The sequence below is a fragment of the Microcoleus sp. ARI1-B5 genome, assembly GCF_036705795.1.
Lineage (GTDB): Bacteria > Cyanobacteriota > Cyanobacteriia > Cyanobacteriales > Microcoleaceae > Microcoleus.
In genome coordinates, this window is record NZ_JAUBVK010000003.1 from 45,567 (window position 1) to 70,192 (window position 24,626).

General features: G+C 45.9%; 15 protein-coding genes. 12 read left to right on the forward strand and 3 right to left on the reverse strand.

Annotation, left to right across the window (positions count from 1 at the left end; all coding sequences use genetic code 11):
* Window positions 1–61 precede the first annotated feature (61 nt).
* Complete coding sequence (locus QUB63_RS05465) at window positions 62–1,735, reverse strand: methyltransferase domain-containing protein (RefSeq protein WP_332943794.1); 1,674 nt, start codon at window positions 1,733–1,735, stop codon at window positions 62–64.
* A gap of 533 nt (window positions 1,736–2,268) precedes the next feature.
* On the opposite strand from QUB63_RS05465, the gene QUB63_RS05470 reads away from it, so the two are divergent.
* The 8 genes from QUB63_RS05470 (at window position 2,269) to QUB63_RS05505 (ending at window position 17,021) form a co-directional block, all read left to right on the forward strand.
* A complete protein-coding gene (locus QUB63_RS05470) occupies window positions 2,269–6,141 on the forward strand; it encodes a glycosyltransferase (RefSeq protein WP_332943795.1) in 3,873 nt (1,290 codons plus the stop codon).
* Between the two features lie 126 nt (window positions 6,142–6,267).
* Window positions 6,268–7,017, forward strand: a complete 750-nt coding sequence (locus tag QUB63_RS05475; RefSeq protein WP_332943796.1) for a peptidylprolyl isomerase — start codon at window positions 6,268–6,270, stop codon at window positions 7,015–7,017.
* Complete coding sequence (locus tag QUB63_RS05480; protein WP_332943797.1) at window positions 7,014–10,028, forward strand: peptidase domain-containing ABC transporter; 3,015 nt, start codon at window positions 7,014–7,016, stop codon at window positions 10,026–10,028. Before QUB63_RS05475 ends, QUB63_RS05480 begins: the two co-directional genes overlap by 4 nt.
* A 59-nt stretch (window positions 10,029–10,087) precedes the next feature.
* Window positions 10,088–12,094, forward strand: coding sequence for a chromosome partitioning protein ParA (locus tag QUB63_RS05485; RefSeq protein WP_442921870.1), 2,007 nt, complete (start codon window positions 10,088–10,090; stop codon window positions 12,092–12,094).
* Window positions 12,095–12,429: 335 nt separating this feature from the next.
* Window positions 12,430–14,169, forward strand: a complete 1,740-nt coding sequence (locus tag QUB63_RS05490) for a hypothetical protein (protein ID WP_332943799.1) — start codon at window positions 12,430–12,432, stop codon at window positions 14,167–14,169.
* Between the two features lie 3 nt (window positions 14,170–14,172).
* On the forward strand, window positions 14,173–14,973 hold the full coding sequence (locus QUB63_RS05495; RefSeq protein WP_332943800.1) for a glycosyltransferase family 2 protein: 801 nt from the start codon (window positions 14,173–14,175) through the stop codon (window positions 14,971–14,973).
* Window positions 14,974–15,190: 217 nt separating this feature from the next.
* Window positions 15,191–15,847, forward strand: a complete 657-nt coding sequence (locus tag QUB63_RS05500; protein ID WP_332943801.1) for a Uma2 family endonuclease — start codon at window positions 15,191–15,193, stop codon at window positions 15,845–15,847.
* Between the two features lie 109 nt (window positions 15,848–15,956).
* A complete protein-coding gene (locus QUB63_RS05505; protein ID WP_332943802.1) occupies window positions 15,957–17,021 on the forward strand; it encodes an NAD-dependent epimerase/dehydratase family protein in 1,065 nt (354 codons plus the stop codon).
* Between the two features lie 299 nt (window positions 17,022–17,320).
* Here the strand turns inward: QUB63_RS05505 and QUB63_RS05510 are convergent, their stop codons facing one another.
* A complete protein-coding gene (locus QUB63_RS05510) occupies window positions 17,321–17,776 on the reverse strand; it encodes a clan AA aspartic protease (RefSeq protein WP_332943803.1) in 456 nt (151 codons plus the stop codon).
* A gap of 292 nt (window positions 17,777–18,068) precedes the next feature.
* Window positions 18,069–18,302 carry a hypothetical protein gene (locus QUB63_RS05515; protein WP_332943804.1) on the reverse strand — a complete coding sequence of 78 codons (234 nt, stop codon included), beginning with the start codon at window positions 18,300–18,302 and terminating at the stop codon, window positions 18,069–18,071.
* Window positions 18,303–18,519: 217 nt separating this feature from the next.
* On the opposite strand from QUB63_RS05515, the gene QUB63_RS05520 reads away from it, so the two are divergent.
* The 4 genes from QUB63_RS05520 (at window position 18,520) to QUB63_RS05535 (ending at window position 24,435) form a co-directional block, all read left to right on the forward strand.
* Window positions 18,520–18,708 carry a ribbon-helix-helix domain-containing protein gene (locus QUB63_RS05520; RefSeq protein WP_332943805.1) on the forward strand — a complete coding sequence of 63 codons (189 nt, stop codon included), beginning with the start codon at window positions 18,520–18,522 and terminating at the stop codon, window positions 18,706–18,708.
* Window positions 18,709–18,792: 84 nt separating this feature from the next.
* Window positions 18,793–18,978: a ribbon-helix-helix domain-containing protein gene (locus tag QUB63_RS05525; protein WP_332943806.1), complete on the forward strand. Its 186-nt coding sequence runs from the start codon at window positions 18,793–18,795 to the stop codon at window positions 18,976–18,978.
* A gap of 84 nt (window positions 18,979–19,062) precedes the next feature.
* Window positions 19,063–19,479, forward strand: coding sequence for an NUDIX hydrolase (locus QUB63_RS05530; protein ID WP_332943807.1), 417 nt, complete (start codon window positions 19,063–19,065; stop codon window positions 19,477–19,479).
* Window positions 19,480–19,959: 480 nt separating this feature from the next.
* Window positions 19,960–24,435, forward strand: a complete 4,476-nt coding sequence (locus QUB63_RS05535) for an NACHT domain-containing protein (RefSeq protein WP_332943808.1) — start codon at window positions 19,960–19,962, stop codon at window positions 24,433–24,435.
* Window positions 24,436–24,626: the final 191 nt, after the last annotated feature.

The following is a 24,626-nucleotide window of genomic DNA, read 5'->3' on the forward strand; positions in this document are numbered from 1 at the left end:
CTAAATAATTATTGTCAATCTCTCTCCCCCTCTCCCCCTCTCCCCCTCTCCCCCTCTGCATTTAGTCGGTAAACAACTCCGGCAATCGCGATCGCAACTCAGCATTTAAACGCGGCAACTCGTCCCGCATTTGCAAGTACCAATCTCGCCGCTGCCGGTAGTGCCCGCACAGCAAGCGGTTGGATCGCACCCATTCGTAAGCATTCGCGGCTATTTCCTGGCGCATAGAAGTGTCGGAAATTAGGGAATTTAGCTTAATTTCAAACTCTTTTTCATGTTTGTAAATCAATCCTGTTTCACCTTCTACAATCGAATGTTCGTACACGGTGGGGCTTGCCAAAACCGCAACTCCCCGCGCCGCACATTCAATGAATTTCAAGTCGGATTTCATTTCGTTAACCGGATTGGAAACGAGCGGCAGCAAAGCTATATCGCAACTGTACATGATTTCTTGATAGCGTTCGTAACTGCAAAATGGTTCAAATTCCTTTTGCTGTATTTCCAAGGCTTCAAAAAATCGCCGATCGTGGATGACTTTAACTCGAATCCTGTGTTTGTGTGCGACTAAAACTCGATTGAGCGCTGCCATAATCGGCTGCCAATCTTGTTCGCGGTTGAGCGCACCAAAAAATATCGTGACAGTAGGTTCTGCTGGATAGATTCGCGGCGGAGGTAGATAAGCTAATTGATTGGGAAATACGGCAACATTGGGATTGTAGTGACGCAAAATTTTGGCAAGCGGTTCTGTAGAAGTTTGAACGCAGTGACAGCCGCGATAGCTGAGGTAATTGTTATCTGCGTATTCCCGGCGGCGGACGGGATTGTCGTCGATTTCGGCTACTATTAAATAGTCTTGTTTTAGTAGTTCTTTGAGTTTGGGAATGTAGGCGGGATATTGCATGATTGTCCGCTGCCAGACGAAGACTTTTTCTTCTCCCGCAAACGGGGTAATTAATTCTGCTGCTTTCACCCCAGAGACAGTACGGACACCGGGAATTGTGGCGCTAAATTTGTCCGGTTCCAAAACTCGCACGCGATCGCACCCAGTAGGAGCCATAATAATGGTTTGGATCAGCAATCTGCGGGGCGGTACGGTCGATTTGGTCGATCGCACGATATAATGTTCAGCACCCGTTTCCGTAGCAAAATCGCTGGATTTGAGTTCTAAGGCCTTCACCATTGGATGCAGCAATTGCTGAAATTGGGCAAAATTTTCAGTTTTGTGTCCCTTCCCTTGCAATTCGTAAACCTGCAATCCGGCTTGACCAAATAATGATTTAATCCTTTCTAGGGTAAACCAGTGCTGCATCTTGCTGTCGGGATTTTCCCAATGTCCCCGCAACAGATTGACAATTCGCCGCCAGTATTGAACGTTGGGAATGCTGGCGAGAATTTGCCCCTCTGGATTCAGCAAAGCACTGTACTGCTGGAGGACATCCCAGGGGTTTTTGAGATAGGGTAGCAAGTCACCGAAAATCAAGCAATCGACGCTTCCGGGCGCGATGTCGAGACTTTCGAGCGCAATTTCTTCGATATCGGCTACCGCCACCCAGTTTAGCCGATCGACTGCAATTTTCGCTTTTTGGCGATCGCGCTCAATGCCAATATACTGACAGTGGGGATTGATCGACTTGTACTGTTCGCCCGTCGAACCCGTACCGCAGCCAATTTCGACAATGGCTTTAGCATCCGGCGGTAGCAGCTTGAAGAGGTCGTGGTTGACGCGATCGATCACTTTCTCTAAAATTCCTGATTAGTTTATCGTAAAATAAAACTGAACAACCCATGCCCACAGACAGCCAGCCGAAGGTTAGCATTGCGATGCCAGTATACAATGGCGATCGGCACATTTGTCAAGCACTAAATTCTCAGTTGCCAACACTTTCCTTTATAGCACTTCGGGTATAACAGTGCGGTACTCTTGGTAATTGGGAAAAAGGTAATCGGTAATCGGTAATGGGTAATTGGGAAAAAGGTAATTGGTAATCGGTAATGGGTAATTGGGAAAAAGGTAATCTGGAAAAATATCGCCCGCATACCTCACTTAATTGATAACACCTAAGTCCTATGGTGCGTCGCCCGATAAAAATCCCTAACTTACATATCGAAAATCTTATAGCGACGCACCTGTGCTTGCAGCCTTAGTGCAAACAAACATACTATTTATTGTCGAGAAAACTTTCCCAAAAAGGGGAGCGCAATTGAGATTATAAATCAATTCGGATTTCTCAAAATTAACACAACAATTTGCTAAATACATTAAAAACTATGAACCCTAACTTAGGAATTAACATCGCTGGCTACATCAACGGCGAATTTGGCATAGGAGAAGGTGTCCGAGCAAATATCAGAGCAGCAGAAGCCGCCGGCATTCCCTTGAATATCAACAATTTTACCCGCAGTCCCCACCGCAAAAAAGACACCACATATCTAAACTTTAGCCCCGACAATCCCCACCCCATCAACTTAATTCAAGTCAACGCCGATGAAGTGGCAACCTTTATCAAATATACAGGTTTCAGCTATTTTCAAAACAAATACAATATCGGGTTTTGGGCCTGGGAAATTCCCGCATTTCCCCCGGAATGGCAGCCCGCATTTAATCACTTTCACGAAATCTGGACTTACAGCAATTATTGTGCCGAAGCAATTGCCCAAGTCTCCCCAATTCCCGTCATCAAAATCATGCCGAGTATTTCGTTGCCCGCACCATCCCTCAGCAGAGAAGCACTGAATTTGCCTAAAGATAAATTTATTTTCCTGTTTGTATTCGACTTTTGCAGCCGCATCGAGCGCAAAAATCCTTTAGCGGCAATTCAAGCATTTAAACAAGCTTTTGGCGAAGATGACAGCGTATTGTTGCTTCTCAAATCTTCCAACTCAGGCAAAAATATCCAAGATTTAGCCTTGTTAAATTCGGTTCTAGCAAATTGTGCAAATATCAAACATCTAGACGGGTATTTATCCAAAGATGAAATCAACGGTTTGCTTTACAATTGCGATTGTTACGTATCGCTGCACCGCTGCGAAGGATTCGGCTTAACAATGGCTGAGGCAATGTTTTACGGTAAGCCTGTAATTGCCACCGGCTATTCATCAAATACAGAATTTATGAATGTCGGGAATAGCTTTTTAGTGAAGTATAAGTTAGTCCCAATCGAGAAAGATTGCGGGCCTTATAAAAAAGGCAATGTTTGGGCCCAACCGGATGTCGAACACGCTGCTGATTTAATGCGGTACGTCTTTAACAATTACTGGGAAGCTCAACAAATTGGAGCGATAGCTGCTGAGGAAATTAAGACTTTGCTCAACCCGCAAGTTAGCGGCAGTAAAATTAGAAAACGTCTCGAATATATTGCCGAGATTACCGATAACTTTCAAAACTTGCCTCAGTCAGCAACAGCCAAAGCAGAGTCTGCCGAAATTAAGGCCCAATTCTCCGGGTTAAAGCAGCCAACTCAATCAACAGCAGAATTGTCAAACTGGCAGCCTTTGGTTAGCATCTGCATTCCGACGTACAACGGAGAGGCATTTATTGAGGAAACAATCAAAAGCGCGCTCGCCCAAACTTACCCTAACATAGAACTGATTGTATCCGACGACGGCTCCACAGACCGCACAATTGCGATCGCCCAATCCTTCCAATCCCAAACATCCGCCGACTTCCGCATCATCCTGCACCGCAACTACGGCTTATCACAAAACTGGAACTTCTGCATATCCCAAGCCAAAGGTGAATACATCAAATTTCTGTTTCAAGACGACTTGCTCGCCCCAGAATGTATCGAAAAAATGGTCGCCGTCGCCCAACAAAACCCCGACATAGGCATGGTTTTCTCCCCGCGCGGCATCACCATCGCTGAAGATGAATCTCACCCGATTTTGCGAAAAGCTTCCCAATCAATCAAAGATTTGCACAAAAGCTGGTCTAATTTAAAATCTATTCAGCCCGGAAAAGAATTGCTAGCAGATACTAACTGTTTGAGCAACCCCATCAACAAAATTGGCGAACCCAGCACCGTCTTAATTGCCGCCCGAGTCTTTGCAGAAATAGGATTATTTGATTCAGGATTATCTCAGTATGTAGACTTAGATATGTGGTGGCGGATCATGGGAAATTATCACATCGGATTTGTAGACGAAAAACTGTCGTCACTGCGGATTCATCCCGAACAACAAACTTGGAAAAACTTCGCTGCTGGCGAAAATCATAAAGATGTAGTCAGATTTTACAAGAAACTACTAAATAGTCCTGATTACAGTTTCCTAAATCAACAAATCAAACAGACAATCCGCCAAAAGTTGGCCTTGAGAACCCAGCCTAGGATATCTGACTTGTCAGCACTGGTTGAAAAGTACAAAAAATCGCCGTCAAACCAGTCTATTCTGGGGCAACTGCGCCAATACCGCCAACAGCTAGCTGAGTATTGGCTGAATTTCCCCGCCGAAAAATTAGAAACTGCTTACTCGCAAGAAGCGGGGAAAGCTCATAAGTTGCTCTTAGATACCAGCCTCAAACATGAAACTTTAACGGAGTCAGAACAAAGTTTTGTGCAGCAGTTAGCCTCGAAACTTGCTGGAGGAGGGGAAATTGCCGATAAGATTCAATATGCTCTCGCAGCGGTGCTGTACTGCGATGCTTATCAGTTGCCGCTAGAGTATAAAAATGCAGCGATTCCCCAGTGGTTTTTTGACGATTTTCTGAAATTCCTATTTCAGTCTCCCAGTTATTTTAAACAAACGGGAGAGGTTGAAAGGTACTCTGAATATTTTCAGCAGCTAATCGAGTACGTCGCTGCTAATATCGCCACTTTTCCAGATTCGGAAGTTTGGCGTTATTTGGCGGCTTTTGTAGCGCAAAGTGTTAGCTTCAAAGCTTTGTATTTGAGCGAGGCAAATCTGCTCAATGTCTTGAGCCAGCGAGCTGATATTCTGGAATTTCATTTGCAAAATATCGGCTCTAAGATAGACTGGGATTTTGCTGATATAGAACCTGAACGAACTAAAATTCGAGTGGGCTTTTTGCTGGATAAAATTAGTGCTGAATTTGAGACTTTTGCTGCTATTCCAGCTTTTGAATATTTAGACCGAGACAAATTTGAAGTTATCGTGTATCATTTCCAGGTACAAGACGAGCGACTGGGGAAATATTGCGAAAGTTGCGCTGACAAGCTAGTTCAACTTTCGCAATATTTGCCTGAGCAAGTTCAAGAAATTCGATCGCACGATTTAGATATTCTGCTAATTTGTACCAATACCGCCGACACTTCCCAACCAAGCGCGCTGCTGTGCTTGCACCGACTGGCGCGCGTGCAAATGGCTGCAGCCGCATCAACTCCCGCCACCACAGGCGCCCGAAATATCGATTATTTCATTGCCGGAGATTTGACATTGCCCGCAGGTGCAGCAGCAGAATATCGTGAAAAATTAATTACTTTAGAAGGCTCGGGAGTTTGTTTCAGCTATCCTGTAGAGTCACCAACTGCCACAGTTGAACCGACTCGCAGCAGTTGGGGAGCCAGCGATGAATCTGTAGTGTTCGTGTCCTGTGCTCCGGCTGGGACAATTATCCCAGAATTGCGAGAAACTTGGGCAAAAATTATTGCCGCCGTACCGAATTCTATTTTAGTTTTGTATCCCTTTCGTTCCCGCGCCGAAAACTATCTGACGGTGCCTTTTTACCACCAAATTCGATCGACCTTCGGGGAATTTGGGATTGACAAAAAGCGGGTAGTTGTGATAAGGGCGCTACCAAATCGCGCAGATTGCATAAAATGTCTGGAATTGGCTGATATATATTTAGACTCGCATCCATACAGCAGTGTCTGCTCCTTAGCAGAACCGCTGTTAGTCGGGTTGCCTGTAGTGGCAAGAAAACGGCAAAAAGCTCGCGACTCGCGACAATCGGCAGCAGTCCTCGAAGAACTACAACTTCCGGAACTGGTAGCAAATAGCGAGAACTCTTATATAGAACTGAGTACAGCACTGGGAACCCACCCAGAACTGCGCCGGCGCTATCGGGATCGAGTCCAGCAAGCAATGGCCGCCAACCCCAAATTTCTTGAGGGCCGCGCTTACTCCCATCAGATAGGCAAACTATTTGAAAGGAACCCCGTCAGGATGCAAAGCGTCAAGAAATAGGCATCAATAGCGTTAGCTTTCTTGACGCTCTGCTATCATCGGGAGATTGAGGGGTTAGTGGTTGTCGCTCTTTTCCTGCCAAAGCTAGATTAAAAGGGGAAGCGCAAGTCAGTTGGAGATAAAAAAATGACAGGACTTTTTCAAATAGGCGATAAATTACTGCAAGCTCAGGATATGCCATCGCTCCTGAAGCGGTACCAGTTGATGCCGCAATTCTTGCGGGGTGTAATAGTAGACCAAGCGATCGCATCCTTTAGTTGCAGCGACGAAGAACGCAAATCCGCCGTCGAGAACTTTCTGGCCCAGCACCAACTGACAGCCCCCGAAGCCAGAGAAGCTTGGCTGCGCAGCCAAAATATGACGGCAGAAGAACTTCAAGAGATGGCCGTCAGGCCCTTGCTGATCGAAAAATTTAAGCAAGCGACTTGGAGACCTAAAGTAGATAATTATTTTTTAACCCGCAAAGCCAGCCTAGACCACGTAGTCTATTCGCTGGTACGCACCAAAAATCCAGCACTGGCAAACGAACTTTACTTTCGCATCCTGGAAGGGGAACAAACCTTTGCTGAAGTGGCCCGCGACTTCTCTGAAGGCCCAGAGTCCAAGTCCGGCGGCTTGTTGGGCCCTGTACCGCTCTCGCAGCCCCACCCAGCAATCAGTAAACTTTTGTCCGTCAGCCAGCCGAATCAACTGTGGACGCCGCGTCCTCTGGCAGAATGGATGGTAATTATTCGACTAGAAAAGTTCATGCCGGCCCAGCTCGACGAATCGATGCGGCTGCACCTGATTAACGAACTCTTTGAAAGCTGGCTCGCCGAACAAATATCGCAAATAGGCCCGCTACAGCCCCTTTCTTCCGTGTCTTCAATATCATGACTTCTTCCGCTGTTTCCCTCTCCCAAATTCAGGATTTCTTAGCTCAAACACCTCCCTTTGACCGGCTCTCAGGAGACGCTCTCACGGCCTTGGTGGCTAAATGCCAGCTCCTCGGCTACCGGACGGGGCAACCCCTGTTTGAACGGGAAAAAATGCCGACTCAGGTGGCAATTATCTATCAAGGTCAGGCCCGGCTGCTGGGCTTTGACCAGCGCTCGCAGCGCCACGTCAGTTTGCGCTTGGTGCAGTCGCAGGAAATTCTAGGCTGGGCTGGCTTGCTCAGGGGGGTTCCCTGCGAAACTGCGATCGCCTCTACAGATGTAATCGCGATCGTCCTACCTGCTGAAGATTTCCTGAGCGTACTGGAAAAACAGCCGACATTTGGAGAAGCTTTTCACGCTCACTCTTCCTTGAGCGAAGTATTTGAACTGTTGAGCCTGGAATTGCAGCGCCAAGCCGACGGCACGTCGAATCTCAAGGAACTCACCCTCCAAGCTTGGCAAGATGCGACAGTTGTCAACGTGCCAAAGGGTAACAAAAAAACTCAAGACCTCGCTAAAGAACTAGATGCCGATCGAGTTTGGCTAGTCAGCAGCGGCGTCTTGGGCGACTTTCCCACCGGGAGCCGCTTTTCTGTTGAAAATGCAGCCAAATCCTTAAAAGTAGAAGGTGACGCCGGCGCCCGCTTGGTCGGCTTCCGGGAACCCCCAGCATCACCACCAGAGCTAGAAGATCCCCTAACTGACCCGACAGGCACAGGAACAGGAGGCTCAGGGAAAAAGCCACCCATCACTTTTGACAATGTACCCATCGCTCCCGATCGTCCCCCAGAACGCATAATCGACCAACCAAAGGATGCGGGGAGATATCCAGTTTTCCGCGCCAAAGGGGCAATAGATGCCCCGCTAGCTTGCTTTCAAATGTTGAGCAAGTATTTCAACATCAAATTTCGTCGGGATATCATCCGCAAAGTTCTAGAAAATCAGTTAAAAACCGCTGGTGTTATCAATCTGCAAGCCTGTGGGGCGATCGCCCAAAGCATCGGCCTGACGCCCCAATTGGCGCAAGTCCCAGCAGAAGCGATCAACCGCATCAAAGCTCCCGTAATGATTAAATGGGAAGACAGCTTTGCCATTGTTTACAGCATCACCGAGCAAGAATTGGTGCTAGCGAGCCCAGAAAAGGGGCTGATGCGGAAGCGGGTACCTCAGTTTAGAGAAATCTGGGGAGAAGTAGGAGAAGTCCTGCTGCTGCAAGCGCCGCAAGTCGAACAAAAAGAGCAGTTCAGCTTCTGGTGGTTTGTGCCGGCGCTGATGGAACACAAAACAGTATTTGTTGAGGTTTTGCTCGCCTCGTTTTTTGTACAGCTATTCGGTCTGGCCAACCCATTAATCAGCCAAGTAATTATTGATAAAGTATTGGGCCAGCGCAGCATTGACACCTTGGATATTTTGGGTGCGTTTCTGTTAGGTGTAGCGCTGTTTGAAGGACTGCTCAACGGTTTGCGCACCTTCTTGTTTGTCGATACTTCCAACCGCATCGATGTCAAATTGAGTGCGGAGATAATCGACCACTTGCTCCGGCTGCCCCAGAATTACTTTGACAACCGGCGCGTGGGAGATCTGGTTTACAAATTCAGCATGATGGGCCAGATTCGGGAATTCATGACGAGTACAGCTCTGACAGTGGTTCTCGATGCGGTATTTTCGGTGGTTTACGTCGCCGTGATGCTCTCCTACAGCGTGAAACTAACAGCCGTATCTTTGGCAGTGGTACCGATACTAGCGCTGATGATTGTTCTAATCAATCCGCTCGTGCTGCGCCTGATCAAACAAAGAAACAACCGTTTTGCTGACTCTCAATCCTATCTAGTGGAAGTAGTCACCGGGATTCAAACTGTTAAAGCTCAAAATATTGAATTGAAATCACGCTGGGAGTGGTCGAGCCGCTACGCAAAATATATTACAGCTAGTTTTAAAACTATTCTGACGGGGACTACGGCAGGTACGATTAGCAGCTTTTTAAACCAAGTGGGTAACTTAGCTCAGTTGTGGGTGGGAGCTTATTTGGTACTGAGCAATGACATTACTTTGGGTCAGTTGATTGCTTTCCGAATTATTTCGGGGAACGTGACTGGTTCGCTGCTCAGGTTTGTCAGCGTGTGGCAGAGTTTCCAAGAAGTTTCGATGTCGATCGATATGCTCAAGGATATCATCGATAAACCCACGGAAACCAGCGAGGAAGACCGCAGCAATATCCCGCTGCCGGCAATTCAAGGGCAGGTTTCCTATGAAGAGGTTTCCTTCCGATTCCTAGAGAGCGGCGCCCTGCAATTGGCGAATGTGAACTTGGATTTTCCCGCTGGCAGTTTTGTGGGAATTGTGGGGGGAAGCGGTTCCGGTAAAAGCACGGCAATGAAGCTGTTGCAGCGTCTTTATCCGCCGCTGTCGGGCCGCATTTTTATTGACGGCTATGACATTTCTAAGGTGGAATTATATTCGCTCCGCAGTCAGCTCGGGGTGGTGTTGCAAGATACTTTGCTGTTTAACTGTACGGTGCAAGAAAATATTGCTCTGAGCAATCCCGATGCGAGTACGGATGAGATTGTGCGAGCTGCGAAATTAGCCGTAGCTCACGATTTTATCATGGGCTTGCCCGCTGGTTACAATACGGTGGTGGGAGAACGGGGTTCATCGCTTTCTGGGGGTCAACGGCAGCGTTTGGCGATCGCCCGCACGATTTTGCAAAACCCGAAACTGCTGATTTTGGACGAAGCTACAAGCGCTCTGGACTACCATTCCGAACGCCAAGTTTGCAATAACTTAGCCGAAGCTTTCGCCGGTCGCACGGTGTTTTTCATTACTCACCGCCTGACTACAATCCAAAACGCCGACATAATTATTATGATGGATCAAGGTTCTGTAGTCGAGCGCGGAACTCATAAAGAATTAATGGCTCTTAAAGGGCGTTACTACTGCCTCTTCCAACAACAAGAGTCATCGAATACCTGATATCTAACAACTCACAACTCACAACTGATAACTAACAATTAACAACAGAAAACTAACAAATGGCTATGAAATCGGTAATCCTTTCTGAGCAACCAGTGATTCTCGAAAAACCAGCGATTTGGTCGCGCTTGTTTTTGTGGATGATCATGCTGATGACCACTTCTGCCGTAGTTTGGGCTTATTTTGCTAGCGTAGAGCAAGCTGTCCCCGCTGTCGGCCAATTGGAACTCAAAGATGGTGCTAGAGACATCCAAGCGCCTGCTACGGGCGCTGTGGTGAGACTTCACGTTGAAAATGGCGATCGCGTGGAAAAAAACCAGCCCCTGCTGACTTTCAACCCCCTCGCACCCAGTGCCGATTTAACATCGATTAAGAAAACTAAAGAGGCCCTGGAAAAGGAAAATAAATTTTACGAAGAGGTTGTTAGTGGCAAAGTTCAAGGCCCTATTCCTTCTAACCTAGAATCCACAATCAAGGACAGACAGAGCCTGGCTGCACAAAATCAAGTGCTGCAAGCTTTGATTGACGAGCTGTACCTCAACCGGGGAGCCAGCGGAAATTTTGATGCAGCCCAGCAAGGACTGTATGTTAATTATCGATCGGAATATCTGTCTCGCGTAGCCGCCGCCCAAGGGCAAGTTCAGGAGTTGGACAAACAACTCAAGCAAGCTGAAAATGCTGAGAAAGCCGCCGGCGATCAAATGATCGTAGCACAGCAACAATTAGGTTTTGCTCAGAACCAATTAAATTACTCTCAGCAGCAGTTAGCATCTTCCCAAGAGCAAGTCAAATCAGCTCTAGCTCAGAAAGACTTGGCCGAAGAACAGTTAGCCAAATCCCAACAAGTATTGAAGTCAAATCAAGGCATTTTGGGCAGACTCGCCCCGCTGGTGGAGCAAGGAGCGATCGCCGAACTGCAAAGAGAAAAGCAGGAACAAGATGTGTTCAGAGGCCAAGGCGACGTTCTCAAACAGCAAGATCAAATCAAGCAGCGCGAAGGCGAAATCAACGCCCGCAAAGGCGAAATTAACACGCGCCGAGGTGAGATAAATACGCGCCGAGGCGAAATTAACGCGCGTCAAGGTGACATCCAAAAAATTACCGCTGAAGTACAGCGCCAGCAAGGAGAGCAAGCGCGCATTCAAGAGTCGATCGCCCGCGCCGAAGAACAGTTGAAAAACACCAAGGATTCCTGGGCAAAAGAACTTTATACAAAAATTGCTGAAAACCAGAAACAAATTGCCAGCAGCGATTCTCAGCTCAGCCGCTTGAAAGTGGAAAACCTGAAAAAGCTGTCCGAGGTAAACGCTCAGCTAGAAAAAGCGCAGCAAGTCCGCGATACTCAAATTATGAAGGCTCCGGTATCCGGGGTGATCTTCGATTTGAAACCTTCTAAGAAGGAGAATGCGAAGTTGGATCTAGCGAAAGATCCGATATGCCAATCCATTATTAATTCGGTGGTGAAGCCTGGGGAACCGCGCCCCAAACGCTGCGAAGAAGCTTATTACGAAGCGCAGCAAACTGAGAAGCTGCTCAAGGTTTTGGACGACGAAAACGGCTTGCAAGCAGTTGTTTACCTGGAAAACAGCAACGTGGCTCTCGTGTTGGATGGCATGAAGCGGAAGCGGGAGAAGTTGGAACAATATCACGGCAAACAATTAGATGGAGAAAAGATTGACTGCGAAAAAGGCAAAAGCTGTGTGTGTCCTGAGAAGGAAGTTAATAGAGAGAAATTGGGTTTGACGCACTACGAATGCGTGCCTGTGGAGCTAAATGTTGAAGCTTTCCCGGCCTTGGAGTTTGGTACTGCTGAGGGTGAAGTGAAAGAGATTAGCAGCGATGCTGAGCCTCCTACGGAACTGCGGAAATATTACGCTTTCAAAACCAAAATTAAGCTCAAGAATCAAAAGTTTGTTTTGAACAAGGGCAAGCCAAATCAACTGGAGGTTAACTTGCAGTCGGGAATGGCCGTAAGTTCTAATATCAATATCGGCAAGCGAACTGTTTTGCAGATGTTTATCAACCGATTTACTGGCAAACTGGATACGTTCAAGACTGTTAAGTAATGATTTAGGGGTATCCAGAAACCGGGTTTTTTACCCAGAGACGCGGCCCAAACGGTCAATTTCAATAAAAACCCGGTTTCTTGAGTCTCAGAGTAGGGATCGCGAGAAACCGGGTTTTTCACCAAGATACGCGCCCCAAACCGTCAATTTCAATAAAAACCCGGTTTCTTGAGTCTCAGAGTAGGGATCGCGAGAAACCGGGTTTTTCACCAAGATACGCGCCCCAAACCGTCAATTTCTTTCAATAAAAACCCGGTTTCTTGAGTCTCAGAGTAGGGAGTATTTAAGCCGGCTTGATATAAAATGGTGGTGGCACTCGGTGCGATCGCACTTTCATGAAAAAAATTATATTATTTACTCTATATCTGATTCCTGTTGTCCTGTTAATCGGATTTGTAGCCACTTTTAGCGTTAACGTTCCCGTTGATGACGAGTGGAGGTTAGCCAGCCTTTTTGAGAAAATAGCTCAGGGAAATGTAACTTTTAACGATTTTTGGGCTTTGCACAGCAACCACCGCATAGTTTTCCCGAAAATAATTATTGCGGTGCTGGCTTTTGCTTCCCGATGGAATATTAATTATCAGTTGTGTCTCAGTATAGTTTTGGCTGGGATAACTTTTATCGCCCTGTACAAGTTATCCTCAATGCAAGTTAAGAATGTTGGGGATGATTTGTGGCATTTAGCTAATATTTTAACTTGTATTTTGATTTTCTCCCTAGTTCAGCATGAAAACTGGCTTTGGGGATTTCAGTTAGCATGGTTTTTCGTAAATTTGTGTTTTGTGGCTGCGGTTTATGCGCTGGTTTCAACTCACAAATTATTGCCTAATTTTAGAATTTTTATGGCGGCTGTATTCTGCTTTATTGCTAGTTTTTCGCTGGCTCAAGGCTTGCTGTCTTGGTTGGCTGCGGTTCCGGCTGTGGCGGCTTTGCAGGGAAATGCGGCGCAAAAACGCAAAAGAGCGATCGCCTGGATGTTGCTGTTTGTGGCAACTTGTGCTATTTACTCAATTGATTATCATCCGAGCCGGAAAACAAGTATTATTTCATTGTTGAGCAAGCCGCTTGTGGCGATCGATTACTTTTTGAGTTTGCTGGGTTCGCCAATTGTTAGATTACCTGGAATTTCTGCATTTGTAGGATTGGTAATATTCGCTAGTTTTGTATTTTTTGTATGGCATTTTGGGAAGAAGATTCTATTAACTAATTTGGGATGGGGTGGGGACGGGCAAGATGCCCATCCCACAAGTCATTTGGGATGGCGATTTCAGGCTTTGCCTTGGCTGTCAATAGGTTTGTTTTCAGTTTTGTCGGCTTTGTTTATTACGGCTGGTAGGGCTGAATTTGGGGCGATTCAGGCGATCGAATCTTCGAGATATACTACTAATTCGATTTTGCTGTTAATTGCTATAGTTCAACTATGGCAATTGTTTGCCCGAGAAATACAAGTACAGTTAAAGCGGAATTACAATTGGGTATATCGGGTATTTGCAGGGCTATTAATTGGTATAATTATTGTTAACTATCAGCAGGGTATCGCCCAAACAAGCTCTGCACTTATTTACAAACAAGGCGCTCGAGATTGTTTGCAGTTAATTAACTATCTGGAACCGTCGGATTTTTTCACTAATTCGCCAGAAAGCTGTTTGAGGGTGCTGAGCAAAAAAACTTGGTTGGTGAGAGATGGTGCTGCTATTCTCGATAAAATTGGTTGGCGAAAGTTGGCGAAAAATGTAACGTTTATTTCTAATCCAGATCGAGTTTACGGCTATTTAGACAAACCTCCAACTAGCTCTAAATTATTGAAAGCTGCTGGTTGGGCGGTTTTGCCAGAAAATTTGCAACAGCCGCATATTGTACTGCTATCTGTCGGTGACAAACAATCTTTTTTTGCTAACGCTTATGTCAATTTGGACAGCCCCGATATTGCTAAGACTTTGAAATCCCAGTTGTACAACAATGCGAGGTGGGCGGTTGATGTGTCGGGTAGTGATTTGCCGATCGGCCAAACTGAAATCAAAGCTTGGGTGTATAATCCTGTTGACAACCAGTTTGTCCAGTTGCGCGGAGGATGATGAGTGAAAATTTCGGTGATTATACCAGCCCACAATGAGGAGGGCTGTTTGTACGGTACTGTGCGGGCGATCGCCCAGACGCTCGATTTAGAAGGCATTCCGCACGAAATTTTGATTGTGAATGACAATAGCACTGATAAAACTATTGACATTTGCCAGGAATTGTCAGAAACTTTCCCCACAGTTAGATACATCAACAATCAACCTCCCAACGGTTTCGGATTTGCCGTGCGCCGGGGTTTGGCAGAATTTGACGGCGATGCTGCGGCAATTGTGATGGCGGATGCTTCCGACGATCCCGTAGATTTGGTAGCAGGATACCGCAAATTGCAAGAAGGATATGACTGCGTTTTCGGTTCCCGATTTATCAAAGGCGGCTTTGTCGTTGATTATCCAATTCACAAGTTAGCAATTAACCGCTTAGCAAACTGGTTTGTCAAAAGTATTTTCGGCTTGCGCTACAGCGATGTCACCAATGCTTTTAAAATTTACCGCAGAGAAGTAATTGAAGGCATACAGCCGATTTTGAGCCATCATTTTAATTTGACTGTGGAACTGCCTTTAAAAGCAATTGTCCGGGGTTTTTCCTATACGGTGATTCCTCTGAGGTGGTACAATCGGACTGCTGGTATTTCTAAGCTAAAAATCAAAGAGATGGGCAGCCGATATTTGTTTATTGTCTTGTATGTCTGGCTCGAAAAACATCTCTCTCGCGGCGACTACCACCGAACTAAAAAGATGAATGAGTTGAAATTAGATTTGTTGCCAAAGTCAAGGACTGAAGTTTTGACTGCGAAAGAATGATGACTGATGATTTTGGTACCGCAGCTATTGATACTTTGATGCCGATACTACTGCGTACCAAAATCGGGACTGCAACTTAGGTAATGGGCGCAACCTGCGGAATGGTTACGAAAAAATGGTCAAATGGCTCAAAAGTGCGATCGCGCGGTAAAATTTAACTTAGGAGGCTATGGGGAAATTTGGTTGAAAAAATATACTAAATTGGGAGGATTAAGTCATGGTTTTTACAGCCCAAGAACTGGCAAGATTGATGCCAGATGCCAGTCAACTTGAAAGTGATGAGCCAGAACTGGAAAGTTCCCTACATTATATTCAACTAGCATTATTAGTTGCCTGTTTGGAATGGCAATGGCGCGAGCGCAACGACTTTTTTGTTGGAGCCAACCTGACGGTTTACTACAGCCAGCAACAATTGCGAAATCGAGATTTTCGCGGCCCGGATTTTTTTGTGATAACAAACACAGAAAAACGTCCGCGTCGTTCCTGGGTAATTTGGGAAGAAGATGGAAGATACCCCGATATAATTATCGAATTGCTATCTAGTTCTACCGCCAGAGTCGATCGCAACGAAAAAAAGATATTATATCAAAATCGGTTTAGAACGCCGGAATACTTTTGGTTCGATCCCGAAGATTTTGAATTGGCTGGTTTTCGTTTAATCGGTCAAGAATATCAAGCTATTCTCCCCAATGAATTTGGTAGATTGTGGAGTGAGGTACTAAAATTATATCTGGGAATTCACGATGGGAAATTGCGTTATTTTACCCCAGATGGTGAGTTAGTTGCTACACCAGAGGAAGCTGCACTGCAAGCACAGGAGCGGGCTGAGCGATTAGCGAATCAGTTGCGGGCTTTGGGCATTGAACCAGAATAGTTGTCAAAATTCATTGAAAAGATGATTCAGTTTTAATGCGAGGTATACCTCAACACCCATTGTTCAATAATTTAACAGCAGTAATTAATCCTCTAAGAAAGTTGAGTCAATGCCTGAGAGAATTTTAATTGTGGGCGGTGCGGGTTTCATCGGCAGTTGTTTGGCAATTGGCCTGAAGAAATTGCACCCGGAATGGCAAATAATTTGTTTGGATAACCTGCGCCGCCGGGGTTCGGAATTGAATTTGCCTCGGCTTAAAAGTTGCGGGATTCAGTTTGTTTACGGGGATATTCGCACAGCGGCAGATTTAGATCCAGTTGCGCTCAATGCCGACTGCATTATCGATTGTGCTGCGGAGCCTTCTGTGCTGGCGGGTTTTAGTTCGCCTCAGTACGTTTTGCAGACGAATTTGCTGGGTACTGTGAATGTTTTGGAGTTGGCGAGACAGACTGGTGCGAGTTTGCTGTTTTTGTCTACGAGTCGGGTTTATCCGATCGCGAGCGTGAAATCTGTTAAGCTGTTGGAGTTGGATGATAGATTTGCGATCGCCAAGCAGCAAACATTACCCGGTATATCCGAGTTAGGCATATCAGAAGACTTCCCATTAAAAGGACACCGTTCGCTTTACGGAGCAACTAAATTAGCGTCGGAATTGCTGATTGAGGAATACAGAGAAGCATACAACGTGCCGGCAATTATTAACCGCTGCGGGTTAATTACCGGTGCTTGGCAAATGGGTAAAGTCGATCAGGGAGTTTACGGTTTGTGGGTGGCGGCTCACTATTTTCAAAAGTCGCTGAGTTATATCGGTTTTGGGGGTAGCGGGAAGCAAGTTAGGGATTTGCTGCACGTTGAAGATTTGTTGAGGTTAGTTAATTATCAGTTAGAAGATTTTGCTGAATTTGACGGCGAAGTTTTTAATGTAGGCGGCGGTGCGAGCAACAGTCTTTCTTTGGTTGAAGCAACTGGTTTGTGCCGCAAGATTGCGGGTAAATCGATTCCGATTCATCCTGTTTTGGAGGAACGGGCGGGGGATATTCCGATTTTTATTACTGACTCTTCTAGGGTGATGGAGAAAACAGGATGGCAGCCTGTCATTGGGCCGGAGGCGGCTTTGCAGGATATTTATGATTGGATTGCTGCTAATGAGGTGGTGTTGAGTTCGATTTTGTAGGGATTTTTTTTAAGGGCGGATTGCGACATAATATCATATCCGTTTGATTCGTAATTGTATCATAAGAAGCTTTGTAGGGGCCATTTTGCCGAGATATTTGATAAGTATCGACAAATTATATAAACCCGCCCCGCCCATGCAATTGGGATGCAACCGGATTTGATATAATAGAAATAGTAGGGTGCGTCGCTACCGCAATTTTCGCCACTATTTGAGTGACTCGAAGCGACGCACCTTACCGCTTGCGTTAAGCGCGATCGCCCCTCTTTCTTCCTCGAAAATAGAAGAGCGATCGCCTTTCACCTAATATAAGTAACAGGATAATCAGGGTTAGCCGGATTCGGCATTAACCGCTGATTCCTACAATCCACAAGCAAATCTAATTTCTCCAAAATAACCTGACCAATCAATACCTCATCACCAGTTACCAATGCCTCATCAATAGTCTTGCGCCCCTCACACTCAACGATCAGAGGGCCAGTTACTCCGACAGTTTCCTGACGACTGTCCGCATATTTAACAAGTTGCTGTCCGAGAATTCGCAAACCTAATGGCTGTGCAATCTCTGCTGGAATTACCAGATTAACTGCACCTGTATCTACCAAACCTTCTGCTTCAATCTCGCGCAATAGGCGAGGTGCAAGCAAACCTCGACGCACTAACTCATCATCAACTGCATTGGTCAGCTTCACTTGAGTCCAAACTGCCCCCATATTCTTAAGTCCATCTACTTCTAATTTTTTTAATTCTTTCATATCATTTTCTCTTTTACTCTTTTCGTATATTGCAAAAATAACCTTGAATCATATTTTCCCAACTGTTCCAGTCTCTTCTAGGGAAAGACGAGGGCGATGGGGAAATAGGGGGCTACCGTGAGGTACTCGTGTACGGGTTTGTATCGTCATTCTGATAAGGTCATAATTTGGTGCAGTTACTCTACATTATAATTGCCTGTCTTTCTCAACTAACTTAAAAAGTCCAACAGCCGATCGCACTTACCGACAAAATATCAACAAAATCTCGAAAAAGTGCGATCGACCTCAGCGTCTACTCAGCAAAATAGCGGGTCAAAATCCGCATAATTTCACCGCTAATCGGCGATGGGAGAGGCGGACTCCACTCATCAATCTTGGCAAAACCCAAGATGTGCAGGATGTCGATAATCCAGTTAACGCCTTTGGGAGTGCCGCACAGCAGCAAGCGGACGGGTTTTTTGTCGGCGGGCGCGTCGGGAATTTCTTCGCGGAGCAGTTCGGGAACGGACTTGGGAGTTGGTATCATAGAGTTATCTCCTAATAGGGTTATCTCCTGAATGTGGGAGTCCAAACCCCTGCCGCGTGTTGATTGCAGTCTAGTGCGGCGGGGGTTTGGCTTTTGTCGGAATAGAGTAACACTCTTTATTACTAAGTAAAAAAGTACCATTCTTTGTAACACCATGTCAATAGGTAACGTCAAAAAGTAGAATGTTATCTAAAGTAGTTATGGAAAAAACACAAGCGTGGCAGCAAAAAATCTTACACGAGTAACAACTTACGTCAATCCTGAAATAGCCAAAGCATTAGAGGAATGGGCCGAGAAAGACGAGCGATCCGTGTCTTGGTTGGCTGGGAAGCTGATTGAAAAAGCTGTTAAAGAGTATCAAAGTCAAGAACAGCAACAAGCATCTACACCGGAGGTGAAAGAATGAATCTAACAGCGATTAACCCTCTGTGAGTTAGTTAAAGATTGAATCGAAGCTAAAATGTGAGTCAATTTAAAAGAGAAAAACCTAATGGGCGGGAAGCGTAAGCTTGAGTTGATAGCTGTGTATGTAACAAAGGAAAAAAAGGAGGCTCTTGAGGAATGGGCGACTTCTGAAGAACGTTCTGTTTCATGGATTGTTAGCAAGGCGATCGACAAAGCACTGGAAGACCGTCAACAGCAGCAAACCGAGGGAAAACAGGATATAAAGCAGTGAAGTGCGTTAGCAAAGCCCTCGCAGTCGATCGCACTTCACTGAAAATTTCATCGCTACTCATCAGAAAAGTTAGGCTTGTAAACCATGCACACCATTGGTGCTTTTGCGATTATTGACAACGGCGGCAAGGTACTGCTGTGCCACCGCACCGACAGGGATGCTTGGAACTTGCCTGGGGGTAGGGTTGAGGCGGCCGAAACTCCGTGGGCTGCTGTTGTCCGCGAGGTAGAAGAGGAGGTTGGTTTGCTGGTCAAGGTTATAGGTGCGATCCTCTGCGAGGGCTTCGCTAACGGCATTTACGCTGTACCATCGCGATCGGACTTGGTGTTTACATTCCGCTGTGAAGTCGTCGGAGGTAGCCTGCGCACCACGGAAGAAGCAGACGACATGCAGTGGTATCTGCCCTCGGAGTTGCCGGTCAACAGCTTTTCCAATCATGTCGAACGTATCCAGGACGGCTGCGCTGGCCATAGCGAGGTTTTGCTGAAGACGCAGGACTAATCTTGTGGTTAAAGATTTGGTAAAAGCTACATTCAAGGGCGATCGCGCTTTGGACAGAAAGTGCGATCGACCTTGGCTGTGATAAAATCAATAAATAGAAGCTTGCAAGTCAAGGATTCAAATTTATGAATACCCTCAATATTTCCTTTATCAAAAATCTGTAGGGGCCCGTGAGCCAACCATCTTTAATGAGTTCCAACAATTGAAATAAACCCGCCCCCACCCCACGAAAAACCCCCAAGTGACATTGGTGCATGATGTCAGGTCTATCGCCCTTCGCTGAAACAAGATTTCCCGAAACTAATGCGAGGATACGGATGTTAAATATATTGGCAATTGCTGAAATCCGCCAGGGGTTTAAACCCCTGCCGGACTGCGGGAAAGCGCGCCAAGCCGCGTCCTTACCCAATACTATAAAAAAAGCCTGTCGGGTGCGATCGCATTTCCTTTTTTCCCCACCAACCACCTCAAAATCCCAGCATGATTATACCAAATCTCGACGCAATTATCGGCGCAATTACCAGCATCGCCAACCCATTAATTAAAGATAAGCTCGATCGCAGCGAATTTGTCATCAAATTACTCAAAAATTTCAACCTCGACCCCGAACACCCGCTACCCGACTTCAGCAGCGTTTACGCCTACACATTAGTAGAATACGGCGTCGGCAAACCCAAGCCAATTTTACAACTATTCCGGGAAGAAGAAATTAAACAAGCTTTTCGCCAAGCATTCGATCGCAATTCTCCTGCTATTTTTCTCACACAAGGAGAAGATTTTCTCGATACCTATGTTTTGGGAGATGAAATAAAAGCTTTAGGTATTGACATTCGGCGCGAATTTGCTGCTTTTTCCGCAGTCTTCATCGCCGTCACCAAGCGCACCCGCAATCCCAAAGAAGCTTTTACCAACCATCAGATTGATTCAGTACACAAACAAATTATAGCAGTTCAAGAAAGGCTCGATCGACTGCCAACTTTAGAAGGAATTCGCACCGAAATGGCGCGATTGGCCGTTGAAAATAATCCGGCTTTACCAGCAGCAACAGAAACTGCGGCCAAATCCCAAGGATTTGCCTTGGCGCAGCAAATGCGCGGCTGGTTTGAAATATTGGGCTACGATTTTGAGCCGTATCAAGTTTGGGAAGATAACTATTTTGAATGGATTATTCAAATTCCGGTGAGGCGGGGCAGATTCGATCGCATTTTGATACGCGGCATGGCGGGAGAAGCGGGAATTCAAGATGTAGCTGCGCTGCGACAGTCGGTAGCAGCGCAAAAAACCGATGAAGGTTGGCTGGTGACGGCGCGGCGGATTGCCAAAGCAGCCCGAAATGAGGTTGACAAACCGGAAAACCGGCATCTCGATTGTTATACTTTTGATGAACTTATTGATGTTGATGCTGATTTTAGCAGTTATATCCAATGGTTGGAAAACGAAGTTAAGCGCCGGAAAATCGATGGCAAATACGTGCCTCTCGGTTGCACGAAAGCCGAGTTAGACTCGGTTAACAAGCGACAAATTGATGCTAGTTATTACGGCGAAGAAGATGGCTGGATTGACGGTTATATCGACTTGTGGATGGATGACCCGGCGAAGGAACATATTTCTGTTTTGGGCGAATTCGGGACGGGAAAAACTTGGTTTGCTTTTCACTACGCTTGGACGGCTTTGCAGGAATATCAACTGGCAAAGGATAGAGGAACTCAACGGCCTCGGTTGCCTTTGATTATCACTTTGCGCGACTATGCGAAGGCGCTCAACGTGGAGAATGTTTTGGCGGGTTTCTTTTTTACTCAGCACAATATTCGTCTGAATAGTGAGGTGTTCGACCAACTGAATCGAATGGGTAAGTTGCTGTTGATTTTTGACGGATTTGATGAAATGGCCGCGAAGTGCGATCGGCAACAAATGATTAACAACTTCTGGGAACTAGCAAAAGTGATTGCCCCCGGTGCCAAAGTAATCTTAACCTGTCGGACAGAACACTTTCCCGAAGCCAAGGAAGGACGCGCTTTATTGAATGCGGAATTAAAAGCATCGACTGCCAATCTCAGCGGAGAAACGCCGCAGTTTGAAGTATTGGAATTGGCAGCATTTAACGACTACCAAATCCGTCAGGTATTGTCTCACCAAGCCCATGCCGAAACTGTGGCACAGGTGATGAACAATCCGCAGTTGTTGGATTTGGCACGCAGACCGGTGATGGCGGAATTAATATTAGAATCATTGCCGGATATTCAAGCAGGTAAACCCGTAGATATGTCGCGGGTGTATCTGTATGCGGTGCGCCGGAAAATGGAACGGGATATTAAGGCAGAAAGGACGTTTACATCGCTGGCTGACAAACTATTTTTCCTGTGCGAACTGTCCTGGGAAATGCTATCAAATGACCAGATGAGTTTGAATTATCGGCTGTTTCCCGACAGGATTCGCCGCTTGTTTGGGGCTGTGGTGCAAGCAGAAAAGGATTTAGACCACTGGCATTACGATATGATGGGTCAAACGATGCTGATTCGCAATGCTGAGGGCGATTATTCTCCGGCACATCGATCGCTTTTGGAGTTTTTTGTAGCGTATAAGTTGGCGGCGGAGTTGGGGGTTTTGCCTGCTGATTTTACGGAGTTGTCCCAGGCACAATTGTATTTGGATAGTTCTGTTGAGTCTGTGGATTATACTTGGTCGGGGTATTTTCGCCGTCAGGTGGACAATGCAGGCGATCTTGTGCCGATTCCTGCTTTGAAGGGTTTTGTTGGTGAAAGTTTAGCGCGCATTCGCAACAGTTTTGGGCGGGAACCTTTGACGAAAGCGGTGATGGATTTGCTGGTGCCGATGCTTTCAAAAACCGAGTTTGTTGGTGAGGTCAAGTCTCGATTATTGGAAATTTTGGCAGCTACGAAAGGTAAAAGCGAGGCAGAAATTGGTTATATCGGTGGGAATGCCGCAACGGTATTGGTTAAGGTTGATAAATCTGTAATGGCAGGGAAAAATTTTTCCCATTCTGTGATTTTGGGTGCTGATTTTACTAATGCCAAACTGTGTCATGCAAATTTTACTAATGCAAATCTTGCTAATTCTGTTTTTGCTAAAGACTTGGGTAACGTTATATCAATTGCATTTAGTCATGACGGAAATTTTTTGGCGACGGGTGACAGTAATGGCATGATTCGCTTGTGGGAAGCTGATAGTGGGAGAGAAATTTTGACCTGTAAAGGTCATAAAAATCGGGTAACTTCGGTTGCTTTTAGTCCTTCTGGCGAGATGCTAGTTAGTGGCAGTTACGACTGTACAGTAAGGTTGTGGGATATTCGCACCTGCGAATGTTTGCAAGTATTTCAGGGACATAGCGAAACAGTTTTTTCAGTTAGCTTCAATTCTTCTGGCGATATGTTGGCGAGTGGGAGTTTTGACAAAACAGTTAGGCTGTGGGATATCTGCAAGCGTGAATGCTTCCAAATTTTGCGGGGGCATACGAGTTTAGTAAAATCAGTTACTTTCAGTCCCGACGGTGAAAAGCTTGCCAGTGGAAGCGGCGATAAAACAGTTAGGCTGTGGGATGTCCGTACTGGTGAATGCTTGCAAATCTTGCCGGGAATTAAAGGTTTAGTACGGTCAGTTGCTTTCAGTCCTGGCGGTCAAATCCTTGCCAGTGGGGGTGATGACAATACGGTGAAACTATGGAATATATCCACAGGTGAATGCTTGCGAATTTTGGAGGGTCATATTTTTACAATTAACTCAATTTCCTTTAGTCCGAGCAGTGAAATTATTGCTACTGGAAGCAATGACAAAACAGTCAGGCTGTGGGATATTATGACGGGCGAATGTTTGCAAGTTTTGCAGGGACATACCGACAAGGTGCTGTCAGTTGTCTTTAGTCCTGCTGGGAAAATACTCGCAAGTGGTAGCGATGACGGAACGCTTCGGCTGTGGGATACCTGCAAGGGTGAATGCCTCAATACTTTGCAAGGTTATACTGATTGGATTTACTCAGTTGCTTTCTGTTCTGAACAGAATACTCTGATCGCTAGCGGTAATTACGACCAAACAGTGAGGTTGTGGGATATTAGCAGTGGAGAGTGTTTGAAAGTCTTGCAGGGGCACAGCAATCAGATACGGTCAGTTGCTTTCAGTTCCTCCGAAAAGATAATGGCTACCGGGAGTTATGACAAAACGGTGAGGCTGTGGGATATCGAAAGCGGTGAATGCCTCAATATTTTGCAAGGGCATAGCGATCGCATACGTTCAGTTGCTTTCACTCCGGATGGAAAAACTCTTGCTACCAGTAGCGACGACAAAACAGTGCGGTTGTGGGACATTAAAAGCGGTGAATGTCTCAATACTTTGCAACATACCAAAGCAGTAATGTCTGTTGCGTTTATTCCAGACGGTCAAATTATAGCTACTGGGAGTTATGATAAAGCTGTAAGATTATGGGATCTCAAAAGCGGTCAATGCCTCAATACTTTGCCTGGTCATACTAATTGGGTGCGTTCCATTGCTTTCAGTCCGGACGGTGAATTGCTTGCCAGCGGAAGTTACGACCAAACAGTGAGGTTGTGGAATATCAAAAGCGGTCAATGTTTAAATATTTTGCCACAGCAAAGCCATTTGATCCGTGCAGTTGCCTTCAGTCCTAAGGGTAAGCTGCTGGCGATTATTTCTAATCAAACGGTGGGGCTGTGGGAGGTCGGTCTGGGTAAATGTCGGAAAATTTTGGAAGGTCACACCAGTCAGGTAAATTCGATCGCCTTCAGTTCGGATGGGGAAATTCTTGTTAGTTGCAGTATGGATAGCACGATTAAGATTTGGCAAGTTGAGACTGGTGAGTGCTTAAAAACGCTGAGGTCTAAAAGACCTTATGAGGACATGAATATCACGGGCGTTACGGGTTTGACGGATGCTGAGAAAGCGACGCTTAAAGCTTTAGGGGCGGTGTGCGCTCCCGATTTGTAGAGAGGCGATATCATGCTAAAAAAACCTGGTTTTTAACAGATTTAAGACTTCGGCGTATATTGTCGGAAAAAACCCGGTTTCTGCCTAATTCTGGTAGGGGCGGGTTCACTAACAATCTATGAAACCTACAAACAATCTCATAAACCCGCCCCATCCCCACCATGATTTATATCAACATTTGACAAATAAAT